Raw genomic sequence first — 25121 nt, 5'->3', positions numbered from 1 at the left:
AGCATGCTGCGACTGGGGTCGCGCACTTTCGCCGCGCACGAGCCGGTGATCATGGCGATCGTCAACAGGACCCCGGACTCCTTCTACGACCAGGGCGCCACCTTCCGCGACGAGCCCGCGCTCGCCCGCGTCGAGCAGGCCGTCGCCGAGGGCGCGGCGATCATCGACGTCGGCGGGGTGAAGGCCGGGCCCGGCGAGGAGGTGTCGGCAGCGGAGGAGGTGCGCCGCACGGCGGGCTTCATCGCCGAGGTGCGCCGCCGCCACCCCGACGTGGTGATCAGCGTCGACACCTGGCGCCACGAGGTCGCCGAGGCCGCCTGCACGGCCGGCGCGGACCTGCTGAACGACGCCTGGGGCGGCGTCGACCCGCGGCTCGCCGAGGTGGCCGCCCGGTACGGCGCGGGGCTCGTGTGCACCCACGCGGGCGGCGTGCGGCCGCGCACCCGCCCGCACCGCATCGCGTACGAGGACGTGATGGCCGACATCCTGCGGGTCACCCTGGGGCTGGCGGAGCGGGCCCGGGAGCTGGGCGTGCGCCGCGACGGCATCCTGATCGACCCGGGGCACGACTTCGGCAAGAACACCCGGCACTCGCTGGAGGCCACCCGCCGGCTCGGCGAGATGACCGCGGCGGGCTGGCCGGTCCTGGTCTCGCTGTCGAACAAGGACTTCGTCGGCGAGACGCTGGACAGGCCGGTCAAGGAGCGGCTGGTCGGCACGCTCGCCACGACGGCGGTCTCGGCGTGGCTGGGGGCGCAGGTGTACCGGGTGCACGAGGTGGCCGAGACCCGGCAGGTGCTGGACATGGTGGCGGCCATCGCGGGCCACCGCCCGCCCGCGGTCGCGCGGCGCGGGCTGGCCTAGCGTCCCGCCGTACGGCCCGGGCGGCCCGTACGGCCCGGGCGGCCCGCCGCTAGGGCGTCTCCTTCGTGACCAGCTCCACGGCCTCGGTCACCTCGTCCGTGATGTGGAACAGGTCGAGGTCGTGCTCGGCCGCCTTGCCGCCGTCCACGACGGTCTTGCGCAGCCAGTCGACGAGCCCGCCCCAGTACTCGCTGCCGAAGAGGACGATCGGGAACCGCGTCACCTTCTTCGTCTGCACCAGGGTCAGCGCCTCGAACAGCTCGTCCATCGTGCCGAAGCCGCCGGGCAGCACCACGAACCCCTGGGAGTACTTCACGAAACACGTCTTGCGGACGAAGAAGTAGCGGAAGTTCACGCCCAGGTCGACGTACCTGTTGAGCCCCTGCTCGAAGGGCAGCTCGATGCCGAGCCCGACGGACAGCCCGCCGGCCTCCAGCGCGCCCTTGTTCGCCGCCTCCATCACCCCGGGCCCGCCGCCGGTGATCACCCCGAAGCCGGCGTCCACCAGCCCTTTGCCGATCGCGACCCCGCGCGCGTACTCGTCGCTGTCCGGCGCCGTACGGGCCGAGCCGAAGACGCTGATCGCCGGGCCCACCTCGGCGAGCGCGCCGAACCCCTCGACGAACTCCGCCTGCATCCGCAGCACCCGCCACGGGTCCTCGTGCACGTACTCCGCGGCGCGCTCCCGGGTGTCGAGCAGGTGCTGGTCCATCGTCCCGCGCTGGATGCGGCTGCGGCGGCGGATGACGGGGCCGAGTCGCTGCTCCTTGAAGCCGTCCCGGTTGGCCACACGCGCTCCCTTCCTCGTGGTTCCTGGTTGTTCCTGGTGGCGTCTTGTCGTTCGATCTCCGGCCCAGGCTAGGCGAAGCCGCCCGAAGCCATGTGAACCCCGGCAGAAACCGCGACGGAACAGCCGGTGACGCCCCCGCCGCTCACGCGGTGAGCCAGGCCCGCAGCCGCTCCTCGCAGTGGTGGATACGGGCCGTGTGGACGTGCTCGTCGCGCTTGTGGGCGTAGTTCGGGTCGCCCGGTCCGTAGTTCACCGCGGGGACGCCGAGGGCCGTGAAGCGGGCGACGTCGGTCCAGCCGTACTTCGGCCGCGGGGTGCCGCCGACGGCGGCGGTGAACGCGGCGGCGGCGGGGTGGGCGAGGCCGGGCAGGGCGCCCGGGGAGCTGTCCTCGACGGTGATCTCCGCGACGCCGCAGCCGGCGAAGTAGTCCCGGACGAAGGCGGCCGCCTCCTCTTCCGAGCGGTCCGGGGCGTAGCGGAAGTTGACGGTGACCTCGCAGACGTCCGGTACGACGTTGCCCGCGACGCCGCCGGTGACGCGGACGGCGTTGAGGCCCTCGCGGTACTCCAGGCCGTCGATGACGGCGTGCCGCGGCTCGTACGCCGCGAGCCGCGCCAGCGCGGGGGCGGCGGCGTGGATGGCGTTGGCGCCGAGCCAGCTGCGCGCGGAGTGGGCGCGCTCGCCCTCGGTACGGAGAACGACGCGGAGCGTGCCCTGGCAGCCGCCCTCGATCTCGCCGTCGGAGGGCTCCAGCAGCACGGCGAAGTCACCGGCGAGCCAGTCGGGGTGGCGCTCGGCGAGCCGGCGCAGGCCGTTGCGGGAGGCTTCGACCTCCTCGTTGTCGTAGAAGACGAAGGTGAGGTCGCGGTTGGGCGCGGGGACGGTGGCGGCGATGCGCAGCTGGACGGCGACGCCGGCCTTCATGTCGGAGGTGCCGCAGCCCCACAGGACGCCGTCCTCGTAGGTGCCGTCGAGGCGGGACGGTACGTTGCCGGCGATGGGCACGGTGTCGAGGTGCCCGGCGAGCACCACGCGCTCGGCGCGCCCCAGCCGGGTCCGGGCGACGACGGCGTCGCCGTCGCGGTCGACCGCCAGGTGCGCGAGGTCCCGCAGGGCGGCCTCGACCGCGTCGGCGAGGGGCTTCTCGGCGCCGCTGACGGAGGGCGTGTCGACGAGCTGGGCGGTGAGCCGTGCGGCATCGAGCGTCAAGTCCATGCCGACGACCCTACGGGCCCGCCGGCGGGCGCCCGGGCACGCGGTACGGGCCGGTCCCGCCCGCTCGTACGGGCCGGTCCCGCGCGCTCCCGCGCCGGAGGCTGTCGGCCGCGAGCGCTACGGTGGGCGCGTGCCCGCCTCCGATGTCTTCCGCCGCCGGCTCCTCCGCGCGCTCGTCGCGCTCGCGGTGCTCGGCGGCGTGGGCGCGTACCTGCTGATCCACCTCAACACCGGCGGCGGGCCCGCGCCGCGCTGCGAGGTGCGCGGCAAGGGCGGCGAGGAGCCGTACGAGCTGGATCCCGAACAGGCCGCCAACGCCGCGACGATAAGCGCCGTGGCGTCCTCCCGCCGGCTTCCCGAGCGCGCCGTGACCATCGCGCTGGCCACCGCCATGCAGGAGTCCGGCCTGCGCAACATCGCGCACGGCGACCGGGATTCGCTCGGGCTGTTCCAGCAGCGGCCGTCCCAGGGCTGGGGCACGGAGGAGCAGATCCTCGACCCGGTGTACGCCAGCGGCAAGTTCTACGAGCACCTCGCGGAGATCCCCGGCTACTCCCGGCTCCCGCTCACCGAGGCCGCCCAGCGCGTGCAGCGCAGCGGCTTCCCGCAGGCGTACGCGAAGCACGAGACGGCGGCCGCCCGGCTGGCCGCCGCGCTGACGGGCCGCGCGGGCGGCGCCTTCACCTGCACGACGGCGAAGGGCGACACCCGCCCGGGCGACCCGGGGCTGCTGCGCAAGGAGCTGAAGCGCGAGTTCGGCGCCGGCGTGCTGCCGGAGTCCGGGCCCGGGGGCGCGGGCGGGGGCGACGGCGGGGTGCTCGTGCTGCCGACCGCCGAGGACGGCGGCGGCCTCACGGGCGGCGGCGCGGCAGGCGGCGCGGAGGCGACCGGCCGCGGCTGGGAGCTGGCGCACTGGGCGGTGGCGCAGGCGCCGCGGCTGCGTGTCGCGCAGGTGTCCTTCGCCGGCCGCGAGTGGCGGGCGGAGGACTCGTCGGCGGGCTGGCGGAAGGCCGACGGCGGCGCGGCGGGGGCGGCGTCGGTGCGTATCGTCATCGCGCCGTAGCGCACGCTCCTTCGCGCGAGGGAAGCCGGTCAACGCGGCTTGACGCGGGACGGGGGCTGACGCCGCCTCGCCGTGCCGGTTCCACGATCCGACAAATCCCCGGTGAGCAGCGGTCCTTGGCCCCTCCAACGACCCGCCCGACGCCCCGCTTTGCCCGGTTATCTGGTGAAGCAGATAATGCGACGCATTGCCAATTCTTTACCCTGGGCGACCGCAACCTTCCGGCGCCTCACGCGGTAGTCACGGCGTCCGCACGGCGGACATGACCTGTCAGCAACCCTCCTCTAAGGAGCACCATGTCCCACCCCCTCAAGCGCCACCTCGCCCGGGTCGCACTCGTCGTCGCCGCCGGTGCCGCCCCGGTCGCCGGCGCCGCGGGTGCCGCAAGCGCCGTCGAGCTGCCGAGCACGAACGGCCTGAAGCCGGTCAGCGCCCTGGACACCGGCGCGCTGCCCGAGACGGCCTCCAAGACCGGCGGCGAGGTACTCACCACCGGTGCCGAGACCGCGACGAAGCTGGGCGAGACCGCCGGGCCGACCACCGAGCAGGCTCTGGGCGCCCTCCAGGACACCACCGGCAAGACCGTCGACCAGGGCCAGGCCGCGGTCGGCGACGCCGCGGGCAACCTCGCCCCGGAGCTGCCCGCCGCCGGCGGCCTCGCCCCGGAGCTGCCCACCGCGGGCCTGGGCCTCGTCTGAGCCTGCCCCGGCCGACCCACGAGGCCGCCGGTGGCCCGCGGAGCCGTCCTCCGCGGGCCCGGCGGCTCGTCACGTCCGGGGCGCGGGTGCCTCCAGCCGCTCCACGGCGGCGGCCACACGCTCGTCGGTGGCCGTGAACGCCACCCGTACGAACCGCTCCCCCGCGGCCCCGTAGAACTCCCCGGGCGCCACCGCGATCCCCAGCTTCGCCAGCTCCGCGACCGTGTCCCAGCACGGCTCGTCGCGCGTCGCCCACAGGTACAGCGACGCCTCGCTGTGCTCGATCCTGAAGCCCGCCCCCGTCAGCGCCCCGCGCAGCGCGGCCCGCCGGCGGGCGTAGCGCTCGCGCTGCTCCGTCACGTGGCCCTGGTCGCCCAGCGCGACGACCATCGCCTCCTGCACCGGCTTCGGCACCATCATCCCGGTGTGCTTGCGCACCGCGACCAGCTCGCGCACCAGCGCCGCGTCGCCGCCGGCGAACCCGGCCCGGTAGCCCGCGAGGTTGGAGCGCTTCGACAGCGAGTGCACGGCGAGCAGTCCGTCGTACGCGCCCTCGCTGACCGACGGGTGCAGCACGGACACCGGCTCGGTCTCCCAGCCCAGCTCCAGATAGCACTCGTCGGAGGCGACGAGCACGCCGTGCTCCCGCGCCCACGCCACGACGCGGCGCAGCTCCGCCGCGTCCATGGTGCGGCCGGTGGGGTTGGACGGGGTGTTGAGCCACAGGAGCCGCACCCGCGCCGGGTCGAGGTCCGTGACCGGGTCGGCGTACGTCACGGGCTCCGCGCGCGCGGTCAGCGCCCCGATCTCGTACGTCGGATACGCCAGCTCCGGATACGCCACCTGGTCCCCCGGCTCCAGCCCCAGCAGCGTCGGCAGCCAGCCGACCAGCTCCTTGGTGCCGATCGCCGGCAGCACCGCCTCCGGCCCGACCGCCGCCCCGAGCCGCCGGCCGCACCAGCCGGCGATCGCCTCGCGCAGCCCGGGGGTGCCCCAGGCGAGCGGGTAGCCGGGGCTGTCGGCGGCGCCGGCGAGCGCGGCCCGTACGACCTCCGGGACGGGGTCGACGGGCGTGCCGACGGACAGGTCGACGATGCCGTCCGGGTGGCCGGCGGCCGCGGTCTTGTAGGGCTCCAGCCGGTCCCAGGGGAAGACCGGCAGCCGGGAGGTGACGGGTCGCACTCTCACTGTCCTTGGTCGGCGTCGGCGAGCGGCGGCCGACGCAACAACCCCCGCCGATCAGCCCGGAGCCGATGGGCGGGGGCGATGCGTGTGTCGCCGTGGTTCTCAGTTACTACTCGTCGCCACTACTCGTCGTGCTCCTGCGGCGGCAGGGCCGCGACGATCGGGTGGTCCCGCTCGATGAGACCGAGCTTCGAGGCGCCACCGGGCGATCCGAGGTCGTCGAAGAACTCGACGTTCACCTTGTAGTAGTCCTTCCACTCCTCGGGAGTGTCGTCCTCGTAGAAGATCGCCTCCACGGGGCAGACCGGCTCGCAAGCACCGCAGTCGACGCACTCGTCCGGGTGGATGTACAAGAACCTCTGGCCCTCGTAGATGCAGTCGACGGGGCACTCCTCAATGCAGGCCTTGTCCTTGAGGTCCACACAAGGCTCTGCGATGACGTAGGTCACGCTGTCGTTCCTCCTCGATCAGGCTGGCGGCGCGGGAGCGCGGCGTGTCGATGCCCGCACCTAGTATCTCCGTTCCCGGGCACGGAGCGAACAAGAGGGGCGTGGAGAGCTGTGGAATTCACCACTGGGGCTCGGCTCGAAGTCCGTATCACCCCCGCTGACGTGGGAAAACGAGTTTCGGTTCGGCGACTGACAGATGCCTGCGACAGGCCCGCGCGGTTTACGGACGCGGTCGGCGTGCTCACATCGTGGGACGCCGGGGAGCTCCGTCTCACGAGGCGGAACGGCGAGGTCGTCCGGATTGCGGAGTCCGCGGTGGTGGCGGCGAAGGTCGTCCCGGCCGCGCCGGCGCGCCGCCGCGGCCCGGCGGCCTCGGCGGCGGAGCTGACGCGGGTGGCGGCGCGGGGGTGGCCGCCGGTGGTGAGCGAGCGGCTGGGCGAGTGGACGCTGCGGGCGTCGGACGGCTTCACGAGCCGGGCCAACTCGGTGCTGCCGACGGGCGACCCCGGGCTGCCGCTGGACGCGGCGCTGGAGCGGGTCACCCGGTGGTACGGGGAGCGGGGGCTGCCGGCGCTGGTGCAGGTCGCGACGGGTGCGCAGGACGGCGGGGAGGCGCTGGCGGCGGAGCTGGACGCGCGCGGGTGGGAGGCGCGGAGGGCGGCGCTGCTCCAGGTGGGGGAGCTGGCGCCGGTGGCGGACGCGGTGTCCGCCGGCCCGGGCGGCGCGGCCGTGGAGCTGGCCCGTACCGTGTCCGCGGCGTGGTTCTCGCTGTACAGCCGGGCCGGGGAGCTGACGCCGGCGGCGCGGACGGTCCTGGAGGGCGGCCCGTCGGTGTGGCTGGCGACGGTGCCGGGCCCGGACGGCGCCCCGGCGGCGATCGGGCGCTGCGTGGTCGACGGCCGCTGGGCGGGCTTCGCGGCGGTGGAGGTGGCCCCGGACCAGCGCCGCCGCGGGCTGGCGCGGGCGGTGATGGCCGCCCTGGCGGACCGGGCCCTGGCGGAGGGCGCCTCGGCGGCGTACCTCCAGGTGGAGCCGGACAACGCCCCGGCCCTGTCCCTCTACGCCGCCCTGGGCTTCACCACGCACCACGCCTACCACTACCGGTACCGCCGGACGGAGGAGTGACCGGCGGGAGCACGGCGGCGGCGTACCGGGGGCGCGGAACGCCCGCGGCGCCCCACCCGCCTCTCCATTCGCGGGACGTGCGCGGGGGTGCGGCGCACAATGGAGGCATGAGCGTGTCCGGCGTCGGCTACCGGGCCCGGTTCGCGGAGGAGGCCCGCGCGCCGCGGCCCGACCTCGCGCTGCTCTGCCTGCTCGTGGGCGCCGAGACCGGCCCCGGGCTCGACGAGGACGGCATCGACGCCGTGCAGATCGAGCTGGACGAGCTGGCCGGGCAGCTGCCCTACGCGCCCGGCGGGCCCCGCGCGTGGGCGCGGGCCGCCGCCGAGCTGCTCGGGGAGCGCTGCGGGTTCCGCGGGACGCCCGGCGACTACCGCCTGCTGGAGTCGTCCCAGCTGCACGAGGTGCTGCGGCGCCGCCGCGGGCTGCCGATCATGCTCTCCGTGGTCTGGATGGAGGTCGCCCGCCGCGCCGGGGCACCGGTGTACGGCGTGGCCCTCCCCGGGCACTTCGTCGTCGGCTTCGGCCCGCCCCCCGTCGGCCCCGGCCGCCCCGCCGCCACCGCAGACCCCACCGCCACGGCAGACCCGGCCGCGGGCGACCCCGTGCTGGCCGACCCCTTCGACGGCGGCCGCCTCCTCACCCTCGCCGACGCCGCGTCCCTCGCCGCCGACGCCACCGGCGGCGAGCCGCTGCCCCCCGCGGCCCTCGCCCCCGCCGACCCGCTCGACATCGTGTCGCGCGTCCTCAACAACATCCGCGCCTGGGCCGCCCGCCGCCCCGAGCAGACCGCCGTCCAGCTCGCCGCCGTCGAGCTCTCGCTCCTCCTCCCCTCCCACCCGGCCCGGCTGCGCCACGAGCGGGCCCAGCTCCTCATCGCCCGCGGCGACTTCGTCACCGGGGCGGCGGAGCTGGAGGAGTACGCCTCGGTGATAGCGGCGATGGAGCCGCAGGCCGCCGACGGCCTGCGCCGCCAGGCCCGCGCCGCCCGCGCCCGCCTCAACTGACCCGCGCGCGGGCCGGAACGACGACGCGGGGGCCGACGCCGGGGAACACCCCGGCACCGGCCCCCGCGCGGCGCGCGGCGTACCCCCGCCGCTACTCCTTCACCGGCGCGTCGCCGGACGCGTCCTCCAGGGTCACCAGCGCCTTGTCCAGGATGACCTCCTGCGCCCGCGCCACCGTCGGCTCCTCCGGGAAGTGGCACGCGGTCAGGTGCCCGCCGCGGTTCCCGCCGATCTGCACCAGCGGCGGCTCCTTCTCCGCGCACAGGTCCTGCGCCTTCCAGCACCGCGTCCGGAACCGGCACCCCGACGGCGGGTTGATCGGCGACGGCACGTCGCCCGCCAGCCGGATGCGCTCCCGCGGCGCCTCCTCCTCGTCGTCGGAGAGGGTCGCCTCCGGGACGGCGGAGAGCAGGGCGTGGGTGTACGGGTGCCGCGGCCGGTTGTAGATGTCCTCCCGGTCGCCGATCTCGACGATCTTCCCCAGGTACATCACCGCGACGCGCTGCGAGAAGTGCCGCACGATCGCCAGGTCGTGCGCGATGAACAGGAACGCGATCCCCATCTCCCGCTGGAGCTCCTGGAGCAGGTTGACGACCTGCGCCTGGATCGACACGTCCAGCGCCGACACCGGCTCGTCCGCCACGATCAGCCGCGGCTTGAGGGCCAGCGCCCGCGCGACCCCGATGCGCTGCCGCTGGCCGCCCGAGAACTCGTGCGGGAAGCGGTTGTAGTGCTCCGGGTTGAGGCCCACGGTCTCCAGCAGCTCGCGGACCCGGTTCTCCCGGCCGCCGGGCGGTTCTATCCCGTTGACCTCCATCGGGCTGCTGATGATGGAGCCCACGGTCTGCCGCGGGTTCAGCGACGAGTACGGGTCCTGGAAGATCATCTGGATCTCGGACCTGATCGGCGCGAGTTCCCTGCGCTTGGCGTACGTGATGTCCCGTCCGCGGTACATGATCTTGCCGCCGGTCGGCTCCAGGAGCCGCGTCAGCAGCCGCCCGGTCGTCGACTTGCCGCAGCCCGACTCGCCGACCAGGCCCAGGCTCTCGCCCGAACGTACCTCCAGGTCGACGCCGTCGACGGCCTGCACCGCGCCGACCCGCCGCTTGATCGGGAAGCCGCCCATGATCGGGAAGTGCTTGGTGAGCCCTTCGACGGTGAGCAGTTCCTCGCCCGGCACGGCCGGGCTGTCGTCCCGGGCGGCGGGGAGGGTGAGTTTTTCGCTCATGGTGGTCAGTCGCTCCCTAGCCCAGCCCGGGCTTGATCTGCTCGATGAAGATGTCCTGCTTCTGTCCGGCGGTCAGGTGGCAGGCCGCGCCGCGGCCGTCGGGAAGCTCCGGCCGGTCCGTACGGCAGGCGGCGCCGCCCACCTCCTGGACGAAGCGGCACCGCGGGTGGAAGGGGCAGCCCGGCGGCGGGCTCAGCAGGCTGGGCGGGGTGCCCTTGATCGGGGTGAGCGGCACGTCCACGTCCGACGAGAGCCGCGGCATGCTGCTCAGCAGGCCCCAGGTGTACGGGTGCTGCGGCCTGCGCAGCACCTCGCGCGTGCTGCCCCGCTCCACGGCGCGGCCCGCGTACATCACCAGGATGTCGTCCGCGACGTTCGCGATGACGCCGAGGTCGTGAGTGATGAAGACGATCGCGGAGCCGAACTCGCTCTGCAAGTCCCGGAGCAGGTCGAGGATCTGCGCCTGCACGGTCACGTCGAGCGCGGTGGTCGGCTCGTCGGCGATCAGCAGGTCGGGGTTGCAGACCAGCGCCATCGCGATCATGGCACGCTGCCGCATGCCGCCGGAGAACTGGTGCGGGTAGTCGTCGGCGCGCATCTTGGCGTTGGGGATGCCGACCTTGTCCAGCATCTCCACGGCCCGCAGGTGCGCCTCGCGCTTGGAGACGCCCATGTGCTTGCGGTACGGCTCGGCGATCTGCCGGCCGACCGTGTAGAAGGGCGACAGCGCGGTCAGCGGATCCTGGAAGATCATCGCCATCTTGTTGCCGCGCAGCTTCTCCAGCTTGCGCTCGGGCGCGCCGATCAGCTCGTCGCCGTCGAGGCTGATGGAGCCCTCGACGTTCGTGTACATCTGGTTGTGCAGGCCCAGCACGGTCAGGTTGGTGACGGACTTGCCGGAGCCGGACTCGCCGACGATGCCCAGGGTCTTGCCGCGCTCGACGTCGAAGGAGAGACCGTCGACGGCCTTGACGACGCCGTCCTCGGTGGTGAACCGCACGCGCAGGTCCTGCACCGAGAGGAAGGCTCCGTCCGCGGACGGAGCGGATCCTTCCGATTCCTTGGTCAGGGTGGTCACTGCTCTTCTCCTAGGACAGACGGACGCGCGGGTCGATGAAGGCGTACGCCGCGTCGACGATGACGTTCATCAGGATGATCATGCCGGACGAGAACAGCAGCACACCCATCAGCACCGGCAGGTCGGCCTTGAACACCGAGGCGATGGAGAGGTTGCCGAGGCCCGGCAGCGAGAAGGTGAACTCGGTGATGATCGCGCCGCCGAGCAGCGAGCCGAGGTCGATGCCGAAGATCGTGACGACCGGGATCAGGGCACCGCGCCAGGCGTAGCGGAAGAAGACCGTCGGTCCCGACATGCCCTTGGCCTTGGCCGTTCTGACATGCTCCTCCTGCAACTGCTCGATCATCGTGGACCGCACCATACGGGTGTAGTTCGAGCCGAAGATCGTGGCGAGCACCATCCACGGGAGGATGAGCCCGACCGCCCACTGCCATGGGTTCTCGGTGAACGGGTTGTACTTCGGGTCGCTGAAGAGCCCGGTGCTGTACACCAGTGCCCACAGCACCAGCGGGCCGATGAAGTAGATCTGCAGCGAGCCGATGACCAGCGAGCTGCCGCTGACGAACTTGTCGACCGGGGTGCCGCGCCGCCAGGCGGCGATCATGCCGGCGCCGATGCCGAAGACGAGGAAGACGACGGCCGCGCCGATGGTGAGCGACAGCGTGGTGGGGAAGCGGTCCTGGATGAGGGTGAGGACGTTCTCGTCGTGCACGAACGAGCGGCCGAGGCAGGGCGCCGGGCACTCGCCCGTCGGGTAGGAACGGCCCGTGAAGATGCCGGACAGGAAGTTCCAGTACTGCACCGGGACGGGATCGTCGAGGCCGAGGGACCTGCGAATCAGTTCGAGGTTCTCGGGCGTGCACTTCTCGCCGCAGGAGATGCGGGCGGGGTCGCGCGGGATGGCGAAGAACAGGAAGAAACAGACCGCGCTGAGGATCAGCAGGATGATCAATGCGCCGATTGTCCGGCGAATCAGGAAACGAAGCATGACGGTGGGCTGCTTTCGAAGGACAAAGCGGCGACGTGGACTGAAGGTGGTGCGCGGGGCCCGCCGATCGGGCGGGCCCCACGCACCTGGGGTGGTGCTACTGCTTCAGGTACAGCTTGCGGGGGTCGATGGCACCGATGACGTCGTCATACTGGACGCCGCCGATGTTCGAGCCGTGGAGCTGGATCTGCTTGTAGTACGTCATCGGGATGTTGGAGATCAGGTCCTTGACCACGTACTGGGAGAGCTTGTTCCACTCCTTGGCGGCCTTGGCCGGGTCCGTGATCTTCTGGACCCGGTCGATCTCCTTGTTGAGGAAGTCGTCGTTGGTGTGCGAGTAGTTCGACGAACCGTCCTGGATCTGCCGGCCGTCGTACAGCGGCGGGACCACGGTGCTGGCGGACGGCCAGTCGGCGCCCCACGCGCTCACGTACATGTCGAACTTGTTGTCGACCAGGCCGATCTCGTCGTAGTACGTCTCGGACGAGATCTCCTTGCGCTGGACGTCGAAGCCCGCCTCCTCCAGCGTGGCCTCCATGGTGGGCGAGTAGTTCTGGCCCTCGGGGGTGTTGATGTAGCCCCAGGTCAGCTTGTAGCCCGTCTCGCCGGCCTCTTCCAGGATCTTCTTGGCCTTGGCCGGGTCACCCAGCGGCTTCTCCAGCTTGCCGAAGGGGTCGAAGCCGCCCTCGTAGCCGGAGACCGTCGGGCTGATCAGACCGCCGGCCAGCTCCATGCCCTGCGGGCCGCCGTACGCCTGCTGGTACGGCTGGATGGGCAGCGCGTAGGCGATGGCCTCGCGGACCTTCTTGTTCTTCACCCGGTCCATGTTGATGGCCATCTGCGAGACGTACGGCTGGTAGCCGGCGACCATGCGCTTCTGGGCCTCGGCGTCCTTGTTCAGCTTCGGCAGCGTGGCGGCGTCCACCTGGTTGTTGAAGCTGACCGAGTTCTTGTTCGCACCCTGGTCGGCCATCAGCCGCTCGGTCGAGGTCTCGTACTGGATGTTGAACGTGATCTCGTACTTGTCCGGGTAGGCGTTCCGCGTCGCGTCGGTCGCCGCGTCCCAGTGCTCGTTCCTGACCAGCGTCATCGACTTGCCGGTCTTGAAGGACTCGATCTTGTACGGGCCCGCGGTCATCGGGTCCTTGTCGTACTTCTCCTTGGTGTCCTTCGCCTCGGAGACCATCGAGTAGCCCGGCATCGCGAGGGCGTACGGCAGGTCCGGCTTCGGGTCCTTGAACTTGAAGACGATGGTCTTGTCGTCCGGCGTCTCCAGCACGGAGTCCGGCAGGTGGTCACCGTTGTACGGGCCCTCGGGCAGCATCTCGCGGTACTCGGTGCCCGGGGTGTTCGCCAGCCACTGCTGGATGAAGACCGGACCGTCGTTGATGAACTCGGCGAACTGCCGCTCGAAGGTGTGCCGGACGTCCTTGGACGTGATGTCCGTGCCGTCGGCCCACTTGATGCCGTCCTTGAGCGTGTACGTCCAGGTGCGGCCGCCGTCGGAGGGCTTGCCGCTGTCCGTGGCGAGGTCGCCGACGAGGGTCTGCTTGCCCTCGGCGTCCGACTTGTAGCCGGTCAGCCCACGGTGGATCAGCCGCGACAGGGAGCCCTCGTCCGAGACGTATATCTGTCCCGGGTCGAGGTGCGCGTAGCTGTCGCGCGCCATGACGTTGATCGTGCCGCCCTCCTGGGCGCCCTTCACCTCGGCGGCGGGGCCGGTGGACGCCTCGGCGTCACCGAACGGGATCTGCGCCTGCTGCTTCTGCGCCTTGTCCTTCTCGTCCTTCGCCGAGTCCGTGTTCTCCGAGCCGCTGCTGCAGCCGCTCAGGGCCAAGGCCCCGGCGGCGAGCACCGCTGCCACGGCGTGCGCTCTGCGTGCACCCCTGATTCTCACTGTCTAACCACCCTGTCTGTCGGTCTTGACTTGCTGTGTGCGTGTTCACCCGTTGCCACGGCGGTCGCACCCTGGCGGCGGTACGAACGTCAGCGCGCGGCCTTCGGATCGAACGCGTCGCGGACAGAGTCCCCCAGCAGGTTGAAGGCGACCACGAAGATCACCATGGCGATGCCGGGGAAGAACATGAACGTGGGAACGGTCTCGGACACGTCCGCGGCCCGGGAGAACATCAGGCCCCAGTCGGGGGTCGGGTTCACCAGGCCGACGCCGAGGAACGACAGTCCCGCGGCGCTCGTCACGACGAGCGGCAGCTCGAACGTTCCCTGCACGAGGATGGGTGTGACGAGGTTCGGCAGCATCTCCTTGCGGATGATTCGCCAGTTCGACGCCCCGCTCACCTTGGCGGCCTCGACGAACTCGCGCTCCCGCATCGCCAGCGCGACACCGCGCACGATGCGGGCCATACGCATCCAGCCCAGCGCCGCGAGCACCCCGATCAGCACCGCGACCCGCAACCAGGTCGGCGTCGCGTCCTCCGGAGCGACGAAGATCGTGGTGATGACGGGCATGAACGCCACGAAGAACAGCTGGCTGGGGAACGCCAGCATCAGGTCGGTGAACCGGCCGATCAACGTGTCGGTACGGCCCCCGGTGAAGCCGGCGGCCACGCCCAGCAGCACGCCGATGCCGACGGTGAGGATCGTCACCGCCACGGCGATGGCCAGCGAGGTCCGGATGCTGTAGATCAGCAGCGTGAAGACGTCGCGGCCGAGGATGGGCTCCAGGCCGAACCAGAACTCGCCGCTGATGCCGCCGTTGGGCTTGACCGGGTAGCCGAGAGCATCGAACAGCTCGGGCTTGCCGGTCGCCGAGTTGTAGAGCGTGTACGGAGACTTCCCGTACAGCTTCGAGATCAGCGGGGCGCAGATCGCGATCAGCACGAAGAAGCCGACGATATATGCGGATACCACCCCCGCGCGGTCGCGCTTGAAGCGCTGCCACATCAGCTGACCGGGCGATTTGCCGATGTGCTCGGCGGTGCCCCGGCCTTCGTCCCCCTCTGCCTTGACGGGTTCGAGCGTTGTGGGCTCGGACCCCGTCGGGGCAGCCTCGGATGGACTCGTCATTGGCGTTGTGCTCCCGAACCGGATGAGAGCCGCAGCGCCCGTGCACGCTGCGGTGGTTGAACGGGACTTTCGCAATCGATTCATCCCCCAGTCAAGGGGGTGACGGCCTCAGGCGAGGTGCGGAATCGCTTCTTGAGCGTAAGTTTTGCAGATTGAGGTCCGTACGTGCTTGACAAGCCGCCTTAGTGACCGACATGTCTGACAAATCGCCCCGAAGGTCGTTAACACGTCGGCAACCCGTCTGTCGCATCACCGATAGTCGAACGCGTCACTCTGGGGAGCGTACGGGCGGTCCTGCCGGGGGTGTTGTCCGGGGCTCCGGAGCGGTGTAGACCTGAGGCCAGTGGGCCCGCAAGGCGCACGGTTGCGTATCGGGGGTCGGCCGGCGATGGATCAAGGACACATACTGGGGCGCGGCGCGCGCGTTTTCGGTGCCGTGTGCTGCGCGCTCCTCGCCCTGCTCTCCCTCGTGTGGATGGGCCGCGACGTCGGCGTCGCCGCCGAGCCGCCCGATCTGTGGTGGTTCTGGACGGGCGCCCCCGAGGTGGCGCCCGGGACCGCCTGGGGCACCTCTCTCTACGATCCCGTCCTCGTCGGCGTCTACGCCGTCGTCGGCGTGACCGCCCTGTACTCCACCGCGGCCGCCGGCGCCCTCGGCACGGCCGGCGCGGTGACAATCCTGCTGCGCGCCCCCGCGCTGTGGACGCTGACGTCCGACTGGATGCAGGGCGTCGACCAGGACCTCCGCAACCGCGCGCTGCTCTCCGCCGGCACCGCCGTCACCCTCGGCGCGGTGCTGCTCATCTCCGTCGCCGCCGGCCGCCGGCCGGCGGACTCCGCCGCCGGCGGCTACCTCCGGCCCGACGAGCGGCCGCCGCACCGCCCCTCCCGCGGCGCCGCGGGAACCGGCCTGGTCTTCCTCGGCGCCGCCGCGGTGGCGTTCGCGGCGTGGGAGGTGCGCGGCGCGGTGGTCGCCGGCTGGAGCGTGTACGGCGACCGGCTCACCGGCGAGGGCACCTCGTACGCGCTGCTGATGCCACCGGTCGCGTACGGCAAGTGGGCGGTCGCCGCCCTCTGCCTCGCCGCCGCCGTGGCCGCCGCCCGACGTGTCGCGCTCGCCCGCCCGCTGGGCATGACCGCGGGCGCGCTGGTCCTGGGCTGGGGCGCCGCCGACACCTCCCGGTATCTGCGGGCCGAGGTCTTCGAGAACTTCGGCGCCCTGGCCACGGAGCAGCAGCTCCAGGCGGCCACCGCGGTGGGGCTGCTCCCGGCCGGCTTCGTCATCCTCTTCGCGTTCGCCGGCCGCGGCGAGCGCGACCCCGTGGCCGAGCCGCTCTCCCGCTGGCAGGAGCCCTCTTCCCCGCCTCCCTGGTGACCTCCCCGCGGGGGGCTCGCGGCGACGCTCCGCGCGGCCTCCGCGTGCGCCCCTCCATGCGCCGGTGCGCCGAACGATGCACGGGTACCGATAGTTATGATGCGTGCGCGCGGCGGGCATGCATCTCCTGGCCCGTCAGATGACCCGACCACAGGTCCCGGGAGGTGAGCCGCTGTGGCTCTGTCGATCTCGCTCGTGCTGCTGCTTGCGATCATCGTCTTCTTGCTCGTGAAGAAGAGCGGCCTGAAGGGCGGGCACGCGGTCGTGTGCATCCTCCTCGGCTTCTACCTGGCGAGCTCGTCGATGGCGCCCACCATCGACGACGTCACGCAGAACGTCGCGGGCATGATCGAGAGCATCAAGTTCTGATCCGGGCTCCGCTCCCGGGGCCCCCGGGGGCCCGCCGCCGCCTCGTCTAGGCTCTCCGCATGAGCAGGGAGCTTCCGGCGCGCAGGCTGCTGCTGGTGCACGCGCATCCGGACGACGAGACGATCACCACCGGCGCCACCATGGCGCGGTACGCCGCCGAGGGTGCCCACGTCACCCTGGTGACGTGCACCCTGGGCGAGGAAGGCGAGATCATCCCGCCCTCCCTCGCTCACCTGGGGCCCGGCCGGAACGATCGGCTCGGCCCGTACCGCGCCGGTGAACTCGCCGCCGCCATGCGCGCGCTGGGCGTCACCGACCACCGCTTCCTCGGCGGCCCCGGGCGCTTCCGCGACTCGGGCATGAGCGGCCTGGACACCAACGGCCGCCCCGGCACCTTCTGGGCCGCCGGCGTCGACGAGGCGGCGGCGCTGCTGGTGCCGGTGATCCGCGAGGTACGGCCCCAGGTGCTCGTCACGTACGACCCGGACGGCGGCTACGGCCACCCCGACCACATCCAGGCCCACCGCGTCGCCACCCGCGCCGCGGAGCTGGCCGCGGACGCCGCGTACCGCGCGCCCGGCGGGGACGCCGCCGCACCGTGGGCGGTGGCCCGGATCTACTGGACCTGCGTCGCGCGCACCGCGGCGGCCGAGGGCCTCGCCGCACTCGCCGCCGCCCCCGGTCCCTTCGCCGGCCCGGCGACCCTCGCGGACCTGTCGGGCGTCGTCGGGGACGACGAGGTCACCGCGGCCGTGGACGGCGGCGCGTACGCGGCCGCGAAGGCCCGCGCGCTGGCGGCGCACGAGACGCAGATCACCGTCGCCGACGGGTTCTTCGCCCTCTCCAACGGGCTGGGCCAGCCGATTCTGACCACGGAGCACTTCCGGCTCGCCGGCGGCGCGGACGCCGCGCGGCGCGGCGCGGGGGTCCCGGAGACCGACCTGTTCGCGGAGGTGACGGCGTGAGCGCCAGGAAGCGGGCCGTACGCCCCGGGCCGGCGGCGGCCGGCGGCAAGGGGAACGCGAACCCCGGGAAAGCGGGCGGCGCGGGCGGCGGCGACGGCGGCGGGGGCACCGGCGGGGACGCGGGAAAGCGGAACCGGGCCGCCGCCGCGACGAGCCCCCGCGAGCGCCCTGCCGCGCCGCCCCCCGGCAGCGCGCTCGCGCAGCCCGTGACGCTCGGGCGCGTCCTCGTGTACCTGGCCGCGCTGCTGCTCGGCGCCCTCGTCGGGATCGCCGGGTCACTCGTCCAGGCGGCCTGGTCGCCGGGCGGGACACTGCTCGCCCTCGCCGGCGTCGGCGCGCTCTGCTACGGCGCCGCGGTGGCCGCCGGCGGACGCGGCGGCGGCTTCGCCGCGGGCGGCGGCTGGCTGCTCGCGGTGATGGCCGTGGGCGTCAACCGCCCCGAGGGCGACTTCGTCTTCACCGGACTCGGCCCGCAGCTCTTCCTCTTCGGCGGGATGCTGGCCGCTGTGATCTGCACCACCCTGCTCCCGCTGCCCGCGCGGGACGACGCGGCGGCCCGACTCCCCGGGTGACGTGCTCAGTTGGACGCGGGCGGCGGCCGGGAGCGGTCAAGTACGCCGCCGGCGGAGCGGACCGGCGCGGGGGCGCCGGCCGCTGTGATGTGCACCACCCCGCCCCCGCCCGCCGCCCGGAACGACGCGGCGGCCCGACTCCCCGGGTGACGTGCTCAGTTGGGCACGGACGGCGGGCGGCGGCCGTCGAGTACACCTTCGGGCGGGTGGCCGAATGCGGTTGTCGGCCGTCGACGACGGAGCGGACAAGTATGGTGGTGCGCGCCGCCGAGCTGCCCGCGGGTGCCATGACGGGCGGCGGAGCACTACGGGAGACCTGCCGTGAGCCGAGAGAATGACAGTCCGCCATCCGGTCCCGAGGGACGCGGCGACGCCGCGTATCCGCCGGGAACCCCGCCGTACGCGGGACCGGACTCGCCGACCGCCGGTCCCCCCGCGCCCGCTCCGGGTACGGGCGCGGGCCGGGACGGCGACGCGGGCGTTCCCGCGACCGAGACGACGCTGACGACCCGGATCCGGATCAACATCCCCGGATCCCGGCCGATCCCGCCCGTCGTGGTGCGCAAGCCCCTCGAAGAGGGGGCGGAGGACCCCGACGCCGCCGCCGCGCCGGCGCCCCCGCCGCCCGGTCCGGCGCAGGCCGCCGCGGCGGGCGCGAACGGCCAGGGCGGCGACGCCAAGCCGGCGACGAGCGACTGGTTCTCGCCCCGCAAGGCGCCGCGGGAGCAGGCTCCCGCCCAGGGCGCCCCCGGGGCGGCGCCCCCGTCGCCCGCCGGCCCCCCGCAGGCCCAGCCGCCCGCCCAGCCGCCGATGGCGCCCCCCGCGGGCCCCACCGGCACCACGGACGGCTCCGGAACCCCGTTCCCCGCCTTCCCGCCGCCGGTCGAAGCGGGCGGTCCGGCCGGTCCCGGCGGCCACGCCGACACCCCGCCCGCCGGCGTCCCGCAGGCGCACCCGGCGCCCGCGGACACCGGGTCCGTGGAGGTGCCGGTCAGCGAGAGCGGACACGGCTTCGCCGGCGACGACCCGGCCAACGCCCTGCCCGTACGCCCCGCTCCGGCCCACGGCGCGCCCCGCGGCGGCCCGGCCGGGCCCGGCGGCGTGCCCTCCGGGCCCACCTCCGGCCCCGCCACCGGCGACATGCCCCTCGGGCCCGCCCCCGCCGCCGGCCGCACCCTGCGCGGCGCCGCCGCGCCGCAGGCGCCCACCGGCGGCATGGGCGACACCGCCGTCGGCGGCATCCCCGCGGTGCCGCCCGGCCCGGACCCCACCCCCGCGCACGGGGTGCCGCAGGGCCCGGGGCACACGCCGGCCCACGGCGTACCGCAGGCCGGCCCGCAGGGTGCGGGCCAGGGCCCCGGGCACACCCCGGCGCACGGCATCCCGCAGAGCGCCCCCGGGCCGGACGGCTCGCGGTACCCGCAGGGGGCCGCGCCCGCACCGGGGCTCACCCCCGGCCAGCCGCCCGCCGGCCCCGGCGCCGCGCCGCCCCCCGGCCCCGTACCGGGCGGCGACTCCCCGCCCGTACCGCCGCCCGCCCCCGCCTCCGCCGCGCGCTCCCGCTCCGGGAGCCCGTCGGGCCGCGCCCGCGGCGACCGCAAGAAGCTGGCGGTCATGGCCGGCGCCGGCGTCTTCGGGATCCTCTGCATCGCGTACGGCGCCGGGCTCGTCCTCAACAACGACGACGTGCCGAAGGGCACGACCGTCCTCGGCGTCGACATCGGCGGCAGCTCCCGCGACCAGGCGGTGGCCAAGCTGGACGAGGCGCTCCAGGAGCGTACGAAGGCGCCGCTCGTGCTCCGCGTCGGCGACGCGGAGCAGAAGCTGACCCCGGAGTCGGCCGGACTCGGCATCGACACCGCGGAGAGCGTCCGCTCGGCGATGGGCAGCGACTACAACCCGGTGTCCGTCATCGGCTCGCTCTTCGGCGGCTCCCGCGAGGTCGAGCCGGCGATGGTCGACGACGAGGACAAGCTCCGCGCCCAGCTCCAGGAGGTCGCCGACGAGACGGGCGGCGGCAAGGACGGCATGATCCGGTTCGTCGACGGCGAGGCGGTGCCCGTGAAGGGCGAGCCGCACGAGGCCGTGGACGTGGACAGGTCCATGAACGCGGTGCAGGAGGCGTTCGACGAGCGCGCCGCGGGCGGCCCGAACAAGCCGGTGACGCTGCCGGTCTCGCAGCAGCAGCCGGCCGTCAGCCAGGCCGAGTTCGACGCCGCCATGGACGGCTTCGCGAAGACCGCCATGGCCGGCAACGTCTCGGTGCAGGCGGGCGACCGCTACATCGAGTTCAGCCCGGAGCGGTCGATCTCGCAGTTCCTCACCATGCAGGCGACGCCGAACGGCAAGCTGGCGCCGAAGTTCGACCTGAAGGAGCTGGAGGCGCTGTACGGCAGCACCTTCGACGGGCTCCTCGTCCAGCGCGGCGACGGCAGCAAGACGGAGATCACGCCGAACGACGTGGCGAGCGCGCTGATGGGGCCGCTGCGCGAGACCGACCCGGCGAAGCGGGTGGGCGTGATCGAGATCGCGTAGCGCCTCCGGCGGGTCCTCGGACGGCCGGACGAGGCGCCGACGACGTACGCCGACGGGCCCCGCGGTGCCGCCGCGGGGCCCGTTCGCGTGCCGCCGGGGCGGACGGTCCGGCGCGCCTGGCCCCTACCCGCCCGCCGGCGGCTTCACCTCGTCCTCCCACTCCGCCGCGAAGTGGCACGCCGACGGGTGCGCCACCGCCCCCTCCGCCTCCCGGAACCACGGCGGCACGTCCAGCACCGGGTCCTTCTCCGCGCACACCGGCTGCGCCTTCCAGCACCGCGTCCGGAACCGGCACCCCGACGGCGGGTTCGCCGGCGACGGCACGTCGCCGGCGAGCAGGACCCGCTCGCGCGTCTCGCGGTCCTCGGGGTCCGGCACCGGCACCGCCGAGAGCAGCGCCTGCGTGTAGGGGTGGGTGGCGTGCGCGTAGATCGCCTCGTCGGTGCCGGACTCGACGATCCGGCCCAGGTACATCACCGCGACCCGGTCCGAGATGTGCCGGACCACGGACAGGTCGTGGGCGATGAAGATGTACGACAGGTGGAACTCGTCCTGCAACCGCTCCAGCAGGTTCACCACCTGCGCCTGCACCGACACGTCGAGCGCCGAGACCGGCTCGTCGGCGACGATGATCTCCGGCCGCAGCGCGAGCCCGCGCGCGATCCCGATCCGCTGCCGCTGCCCGCCGGAGAACTGGTGCGGGTAGCGGTTGATGTGCTCGGGGTTGAGGCCGACGACGTCGAGCAGGTCCTGCACCCGCGTGCGGCGGCTGCCCTTCGGCGCCACCTCGGGGTGGATGTCGTACGGCTCGCCGACGATGTCGCCGACCGTCATGCGCGGGTTGAGCGAGGTGTACGGGTCCTGGAAGACCATCTGGATGTTGCGCCGCACGGCCCGCAGCGCGCGCCCGGACAGGCGGGTGATGTCCTCGCCCTTGTACCGGATCCCGCCGGCGGTCGGCCGCTCCAGGTTGACCAGCATCTTGGCGATGGTCGACTTGCCGCAGCCGGACTCGCCGACGATGCCGAGGGTTTCGCCGCGGTGGAGGTCGAAGGAGACGCCGTCGACGGCCTGTACGGCGCCGACCTGGCGCTGGAAGACGATCCCCTGGGTGAGGGGGAAGTGCTTGACGAGTCCGCGCACTTCGAGGATGGTCTCGGCGGTGGCCTCGCCGGCCGGGCCGGACCGGGACGGGAGCCCGGCCACGGAGCCGGCCCCCGCCCCCCGGCCGTGGGCCTCGCCCCCTGCTGACACCTCACCGGCCATGCGACCCGTCCCTCCAGAAGTGACACGCGCGGCGGCCTCGCCGGCCAGACCCCACCGGCACGGGGACCCCCTCACCGGAAACCTCGACGGCCGAGCCCGGCCCACCTCCTCCTGACACCTCACGACCGGTCATGCAACTCGTCCTTCCAGAAGTGACACGCGCGGCGGCCTCGCCGGCCAGACCCCACCGGGACGAGAACCCCCTCACCGGAAACCTCGACGGCCGAACCCGGCCCACCTCCTCCTGACACCTCACGACCGGTCATGCAACTCGTCCTTCCAGAAGTGACACGCGCGGCGGCCTCGCCGGCCAGACCCCACCGGCACGAGAACCCCCTCACCGGAAACCTCGACAGCCGAGCCCGGCCCACCTCCTCCTGACACCTCACGACCGGTCATGCAACTCGTCCCTCCAGAAGTGACACGCGCTCCCCCGCCCGGCGAGAGGGCGCCCCGCGTCGTCCGTCACCTCGTACAGCGGCGGCCGGTCCGTCCGGCAGACGTCCTGCGCCCGCGGGCAGCGGGGGTGGAACGGGCAGCCCGGCGGGATCGCCAGCAGGCTGGGCGGGGTGCCGCGGATGGCGCTCAGCTCCTGGCCCTTCTGGTCCAGCCGCGGGATGGAGTCCAGCAGCCCGCGGGTGTACGGGTGCGCCGGCGCCTTGTAGAGGTCGTGGACCGGCGCCGTCTCCATGATCCGGCCCGCGTACATCACCGCGATCTTGTCGGCGACGTCCGCGACCACGCCCAGGTCGTGCGTGATGAGGATGAGCCCCATCCCCGTCTCCGCGCGCAGCTCCGCCAACAGGTCCATCACCTGCGCCTGGACGGTCACGTCGAGCGCCGTCGTCGGCTCGTCCGCGATGATCAGCTCCGGGCCCAGCGCCAGCGCCATCGCGATCATGATCCGCTGCCGCATGCCGCCGGAGAACTGGTGCGGGTAGTCGTTCACGCGCTGCCGGGCGGCCGGGATCCGTACCCGCTCCATCAGCTCGATCGCCCCGGCCTTCGCCTCCGCCCGGCTCGCGCCGCGGTGCACGCGGAACATCTCGCCCAGCTGGAAGCCCACGCTCAGCACGGGGTTGAGCGACGACAGCGCGTCCTGGAAGATCATCGCCATCCGCTCGCCGCGCACCCGGCGCCGCGCCTCGCGGCCCAGCGTGAGCAGGTCCTCGCCCTGGAAGAGCACCTGCCCGCCGGTGACGAAGCCCGGCGGCGAGTCGAGGATGCCCATCACCGCCTGCGCGGTGACGGACTTGCCGGAGCCGGACTCGCCGAGCACCGCCAGCGTCTCGCCCGCCTCGACGCCGTACGAGACGCCGTTGACGGCCTTCGCCACCCCCTCCCGGGTGCGGAACTCCACCTGGAGGTCGCGGACGTCGAGCAGCGCGGTCACGGGCACCTCACCCTCACCACCTCACCTGAGCTTCGGGTCGAGCGCGTCGCGGACCGCGTCGCCGAGCATGATGAACGCCAGCACGGTCAGGCTCAGCGCCCCGGCGGGCCACAGCAGGGCGTGCGGCGCGTTGCGGATCTGCTGGGAGGCGCCGGAGATGTCGCCGCCCCAGGAGATGGTGGGCGGCTTCAGGCCGACGCCGAGGAACGACAGCGTCGCCTCCAGCGCCACGTACGTACCGAGGGCGATGGTCGCGACGACGATGATCGGCGCGACCGCGTTGGGCAGCACGTGCCGCAGCATGATGCGGCCGGTGGAGGCGCCGAGGGTGCGGGCGGCCTGCACGTAGTCGTTCTGCTTGGCGGTGATCACCGAGCCGCGCGCGATCCGCGCCACCTGCGGCCAGCCGAGCAGTACGATCAGCCCGATCACCGGCCAGACGGAGCCGCTCTCGACCACGGAGAGGAAGACCAGGCCGCCCAGGAGGATCGGGATGCCGAAGAACACCTCGGTGAGCCGGGACAGGACCGCGTCGCCCCAGCCGCCGAAGTAGCCGGCGAGGCCGCCGAGCACGGTGCCGAGGAGGGCGGCGCCGAGGGTGGCGAGGGTGCAGACGGTCAGCGAGGCGCGGGCGCCGTAGACGGTGCGGTTGTAGACGTCGCAGCCCTGGCTGTCGAAGCCGAAGGGGTGGCCGGACTCGGCGCCGAGGTTCCGCTTGGCGATGTCGCAGTCGTACGGGCTGCCGCTGGCCACCACGCCGGGCCACAGCGACATGAAGACCAGGAAGAGGATGAGCAGCCCGGCGACCACGAAGACGGGGTTGCGGCGCAGGTCGTGCCAGGCGTCGGACCACAGGCTGCGGGCGGGCTGGTCCGTCCCGGCGGCGCCGCCGTGCTCGGCCTGGAGGACGTCGCTGCCGGGCAGCGACTCCGCCTCCTGGGTGGCGAAGTCCGCCCGCTGCTTCTCCCGGTAGCGCTCAGGCATAGCGGATCCTGGGGTCGAGCACCGCGTACAGGACGTCCACCAGCAGGTTCGCCAGCAGGTAGACGATGACGAGGACGGTCACGAAGCCGACGACCGTCGGGGCGTTCTGCCGCAGGACGCCCTGCCAGAGCTGGTAGCCGACGCCCTGGATGTTGAAGATCCGCTCGGTGACGATGGCGCCGCCCATGAGGTTGCCGATGTCGATGCCGAGGAAGGTCACGACGGGGATGAGGGAGTTGCGCAGCAGGTGGCGGACCGTGATGCGGCGGCGCGGCAGGCCCTTGGCGACGGCGGTGCGGACGTAGTCGGCGCGGGCGTTCTCGGCCACGGAGGTACGGGTCAGCCGCGTGGTGTACGCCAGCGACACCAGCGCCAGCACCACCGCCGGCAGGACCAGTTCGTTCAGCGGCGCCTCGGAGGACACGGCGGGCTTGACCCAGCCCCACTTGACGCCGAGGAGGTACTGCAGCACGTAGCCGGTGACGAAGGTGGGGACGGAGATGACCACCAGCGTCACGAACAGCACCCCGGTGTCCACCGCCCGGCCGCGCCTGAGCCCGGAGACCACGCCGAGGGCGACGCCGATGACCATCTCGAAGAGCACGGCGAGCAGGGCGAGCCGGACGGTGATCGGCCAGGCGTTGCGCATCAGGTCCAGCACCGGCTGGCCGTTGAACGCCCGGCCGAAGTCGCCGGTGAAGATGTTGCCCATGTAGAGCACGTATTGCTGCCACAGGGGCTTGTCGAGGTTGAGGTCCCGGCGGATCTGCGCGGCGGTCGCCGGGTCGGGCGCCCGGTCGCCGAACATGGCGGCGACCGGGTCGCCGAGCGCGTAGACCATGAAGAAGATGAGGAACGTGGTGCCGATGAACACCGGGATCATCTGCAACAGCCGCCGGATCACGTAGCGGCCCATGGGCGCCCCTCCTCTCGTCGCGTGCGCGCTC

The 25121-nt window shown here is 73.1% G+C and carries 23 protein-coding genes; 10 read left to right on the top strand and 13 right to left on the bottom strand.

The annotated features are described in order from the left end of the window. Positions 1 to 3: 3 nt before the first annotated feature. Positions 4 to 864: a dihydropteroate synthase gene (folP, locus tag ACHZ99_RS22330; RefSeq protein WP_420306480.1), complete on the top strand. Its 861-nt coding sequence runs from the start codon at positions 4 to 6 to the stop codon at positions 862 to 864. A gap of 49 nt (positions 865 to 913) precedes the next feature. On the opposite strand, the gene ACHZ99_RS22325 is transcribed toward folP, so the two are convergent. Both ACHZ99_RS22325 and dapE read right to left on the bottom strand, forming a co-directional pair. Then, on the bottom strand, positions 914 to 1654 hold the full coding sequence (locus ACHZ99_RS22325) for a TIGR00730 family Rossman fold protein (protein ID WP_420306479.1): 741 nt from the start codon (positions 1652 to 1654) through the stop codon (positions 914 to 916). 142 nt (positions 1655 to 1796) lie between these two features. Continuing rightward, entirely contained in the window at positions 1797 to 2870 is a 1074-nt protein-coding gene (gene dapE, locus ACHZ99_RS22320; RefSeq protein ID WP_420306478.1) for a succinyl-diaminopimelate desuccinylase, read from the bottom strand. A 130-nt stretch (positions 2871 to 3000) separates the two neighbouring features. Between dapE and ACHZ99_RS22315 the strand changes: the two genes are divergently transcribed. Together ACHZ99_RS22315 and ACHZ99_RS22310 are read left to right on the top strand one after the other, a co-directional pair. Then, the gene (locus ACHZ99_RS22315; protein ID WP_420306476.1) at positions 3001 to 3933 is read left to right on the top strand and encodes a heavy metal transporter; all 933 of its coding nucleotides are present in this window, start codon (positions 3001 to 3003) and stop codon (positions 3931 to 3933) included. Between the two features lie 296 nt (positions 3934 to 4229). Then, positions 4230 to 4631 (top strand): hypothetical protein, encoded by a 402-nt coding sequence (locus ACHZ99_RS22310; RefSeq protein WP_420306475.1) that lies wholly within the window; start codon positions 4230 to 4232, stop codon positions 4629 to 4631. Positions 4632 to 4700: 69 nt separating this feature from the next. Here the strand turns inward: ACHZ99_RS22310 and dapC are convergent, their stop codons facing one another. Both dapC and fdxA read right to left on the bottom strand, forming a co-directional pair. Continuing rightward, positions 4701 to 5813, bottom strand: a complete 1113-nt coding sequence (gene dapC / locus ACHZ99_RS22305; RefSeq protein ID WP_420306474.1) for a succinyldiaminopimelate transaminase — start codon at positions 5811 to 5813, stop codon at positions 4701 to 4703. Between the two features lie 125 nt (positions 5814 to 5938). Then, complete coding sequence (fdxA, locus tag ACHZ99_RS22300) at positions 5939 to 6265, bottom strand: ferredoxin (RefSeq protein ID WP_027754067.1); 327 nt, start codon at positions 6263 to 6265, stop codon at positions 5939 to 5941. Positions 6266 to 6376: 111 nt separating this feature from the next. Between fdxA and ACHZ99_RS22295 the strand changes: the two genes are divergently transcribed. Both ACHZ99_RS22295 and ACHZ99_RS22290 read left to right on the top strand, forming a co-directional pair. Next, complete coding sequence (locus tag ACHZ99_RS22295; protein ID WP_420306473.1) at positions 6377 to 7390, top strand: GNAT family N-acetyltransferase; 1014 nt, start codon at positions 6377 to 6379, stop codon at positions 7388 to 7390. A 107-nt stretch (positions 7391 to 7497) separates the two neighbouring features. Next, positions 7498 to 8394: a transglutaminase family protein gene (locus ACHZ99_RS22290; RefSeq protein ID WP_420306472.1), complete on the top strand. Its 897-nt coding sequence runs from the start codon at positions 7498 to 7500 to the stop codon at positions 8392 to 8394. Between the two features lie 91 nt (positions 8395 to 8485). On the opposite strand, the gene ACHZ99_RS22285 is transcribed toward ACHZ99_RS22290, so the two are convergent. The 5 genes from ACHZ99_RS22285 to ACHZ99_RS22265 all read right to left on the bottom strand — a co-directional run bounded on the left by ACHZ99_RS22285 (position 8486) and on the right by ACHZ99_RS22265 (position 14715). Beyond that, a complete protein-coding gene (locus tag ACHZ99_RS22285; RefSeq protein WP_420306471.1) occupies positions 8486 to 9622 on the bottom strand; it encodes an ABC transporter ATP-binding protein in 1137 nt (378 codons plus the stop codon). A gap of 16 nt (positions 9623 to 9638) precedes the next feature. Then, entirely contained in the window at positions 9639 to 10700 is a 1062-nt protein-coding gene (locus ACHZ99_RS22280) for an ABC transporter ATP-binding protein (protein WP_420306470.1), read from the bottom strand. A 10-nt stretch (positions 10701 to 10710) separates the two neighbouring features. Then, positions 10711 to 11688, bottom strand: coding sequence for an ABC transporter permease (locus tag ACHZ99_RS22275; protein WP_420306469.1), 978 nt, complete (start codon positions 11686 to 11688; stop codon positions 10711 to 10713). 97 nt (positions 11689 to 11785) lie between these two features. Beyond that, positions 11786 to 13552 carry an ABC transporter substrate-binding protein gene (locus tag ACHZ99_RS22270; RefSeq protein WP_420306468.1) on the bottom strand — a complete coding sequence of 589 codons (1767 nt, stop codon included), beginning with the start codon at positions 13550 to 13552 and terminating at the stop codon, positions 11786 to 11788. Between the two features lie 122 nt (positions 13553 to 13674). Continuing rightward, entirely contained in the window at positions 13675 to 14715 is a 1041-nt protein-coding gene (locus tag ACHZ99_RS22265; protein ID WP_420306467.1) for an ABC transporter permease, read from the bottom strand. A gap of 388 nt (positions 14716 to 15103) precedes the next feature. Here ACHZ99_RS22265 and ACHZ99_RS22260 point away from each other — a divergent pair, with 388 nt between their 5' ends. The 5 genes from ACHZ99_RS22260 to ACHZ99_RS22240 all read left to right on the top strand — a co-directional run bounded on the left by ACHZ99_RS22260 (position 15104) and on the right by ACHZ99_RS22240 (position 20531). Beyond that, the gene (locus tag ACHZ99_RS22260; protein WP_420306466.1) at positions 15104 to 16090 is read left to right on the top strand and encodes a hypothetical protein; all 987 of its coding nucleotides are present in this window, start codon (positions 15104 to 15106) and stop codon (positions 16088 to 16090) included. Positions 16091 to 16264: 174 nt separating this feature from the next. After that, the gene (locus ACHZ99_RS22255) at positions 16265 to 16459 is read left to right on the top strand and encodes a hypothetical protein (protein ID WP_420306465.1); all 195 of its coding nucleotides are present in this window, start codon (positions 16265 to 16267) and stop codon (positions 16457 to 16459) included. Between the two features lie 59 nt (positions 16460 to 16518). Next, positions 16519 to 17424, top strand: a complete 906-nt coding sequence (mshB, locus tag ACHZ99_RS22250) for an N-acetyl-1-D-myo-inositol-2-amino-2-deoxy-alpha-D-glucopyranoside deacetylase (protein ID WP_420306464.1) — start codon at positions 16519 to 16521, stop codon at positions 17422 to 17424. Continuing rightward, entirely contained in the window at positions 17421 to 17996 is a 576-nt protein-coding gene (locus tag ACHZ99_RS22245; RefSeq protein ID WP_420306463.1) for a DUF6113 family protein, read from the top strand. Before mshB ends, ACHZ99_RS22245 begins: the two co-directional genes overlap by 4 nt. Before the next feature lie 555 nt (positions 17997 to 18551). Beyond that, positions 18552 to 20531 (top strand): hypothetical protein, encoded by a 1980-nt coding sequence (locus tag ACHZ99_RS22240; RefSeq protein ID WP_420306462.1) that lies wholly within the window; start codon positions 18552 to 18554, stop codon positions 20529 to 20531. 123 nt (positions 20532 to 20654) lie between these two features. Here the strand turns inward: ACHZ99_RS22240 and ACHZ99_RS22235 are convergent, their stop codons facing one another. The 4 genes from ACHZ99_RS22235 to ACHZ99_RS22220 form a co-directional block, all read right to left on the bottom strand. Then, positions 20655 to 21797, bottom strand: coding sequence for an ABC transporter ATP-binding protein (locus ACHZ99_RS22235; RefSeq protein ID WP_420306461.1), 1143 nt, complete (start codon positions 21795 to 21797; stop codon positions 20655 to 20657). 385 nt (positions 21798 to 22182) lie between these two features. Then, positions 22183 to 23190 (bottom strand): ABC transporter ATP-binding protein, encoded by a 1008-nt coding sequence (locus ACHZ99_RS22230; protein WP_420306711.1) that lies wholly within the window; start codon positions 23188 to 23190, stop codon positions 22183 to 22185. 21 nt (positions 23191 to 23211) lie between these two features. Beyond that, positions 23212 to 24174, bottom strand: a complete 963-nt coding sequence (locus ACHZ99_RS22225; protein ID WP_420306460.1) for an ABC transporter permease — start codon at positions 24172 to 24174, stop codon at positions 23212 to 23214. Beyond that, entirely contained in the window at positions 24167 to 25090 is a 924-nt protein-coding gene (locus ACHZ99_RS22220; RefSeq protein ID WP_420306459.1) for an ABC transporter permease, read from the bottom strand. Before ACHZ99_RS22220 ends, ACHZ99_RS22225 begins: the two co-directional genes overlap by 8 nt. Positions 25091 to 25121 lie beyond the last annotated feature (31 nt).

Origin of the sequence: Streptomyces sp. MAR4 CNX-425, assembly GCF_048656465.1 — a bacterium.
In the GTDB taxonomy this organism is placed as follows: Bacteria; Actinomycetota; Actinomycetes; order Streptomycetales; family Streptomycetaceae; genus Streptomyces.
The sequence above is the reverse complement of the archived record's forward strand: the minus strand, read 5'-3'. Positions and strand labels throughout refer to the sequence as shown.

Excerpts from the sequence above, each read along its gene's own strand:
- folP (WP_420306480.1), top strand. The coding sequence starts at position 4 with ATGCTGCGACTGGGGTCGCGCACTTTCGCCGCGCACGAGCCGGTGATC.
- dapE (WP_420306478.1), bottom strand. The coding sequence starts at position 2,870 with ATGGACTTGACGCTCGATGCCGCACGGCTCACCGCCCAGCTCGTCGAC.
- ACHZ99_RS22310 (WP_420306475.1), top strand. The coding sequence starts at position 4,230 with ATGTCCCACCCCCTCAAGCGCCACCTCGCCCGGGTCGCACTCGTCGTC.
- ACHZ99_RS22290 (WP_420306472.1), top strand. The coding sequence starts at position 7,498 with ATGAGCGTGTCCGGCGTCGGCTACCGGGCCCGGTTCGCGGAGGAGGCC.
- ACHZ99_RS22285 (WP_420306471.1), bottom strand. The coding sequence starts at position 9,622 with ATGAGCGAAAAACTCACCCTCCCCGCCGCCCGGGACGACAGCCCGGCC.
- ACHZ99_RS22275 (WP_420306469.1), bottom strand. The coding sequence starts at position 11,688 with ATGCTTCGTTTCCTGATTCGCCGGACAATCGGCGCATTGATCATCCTG.
- ACHZ99_RS22265 (WP_420306467.1), bottom strand. The coding sequence starts at position 14,715 with ATGACGAGTCCATCCGAGGCTGCCCCGACGGGGTCCGAGCCCACAACG.
- ACHZ99_RS22260 (WP_420306466.1), top strand. The coding sequence starts at position 15,104 with ATGGATCAAGGACACATACTGGGGCGCGGCGCGCGCGTTTTCGGTGCC.
- mshB (WP_420306464.1), top strand. The coding sequence starts at position 16,519 with ATGAGCAGGGAGCTTCCGGCGCGCAGGCTGCTGCTGGTGCACGCGCAT.
- ACHZ99_RS22235 (WP_420306461.1), bottom strand. The coding sequence starts at position 21,797 with ATGGCCGGTGAGGTGTCAGCAGGGGGCGAGGCCCACGGCCGGGGGGCG.
- ACHZ99_RS22225 (WP_420306460.1), bottom strand. The coding sequence starts at position 24,174 with ATGCCTGAGCGCTACCGGGAGAAGCAGCGGGCGGACTTCGCCACCCAG.
- ACHZ99_RS22220 (WP_420306459.1), bottom strand. The coding sequence starts at position 25,090 with ATGGGCCGCTACGTGATCCGGCGGCTGTTGCAGATGATCCCGGTGTTC.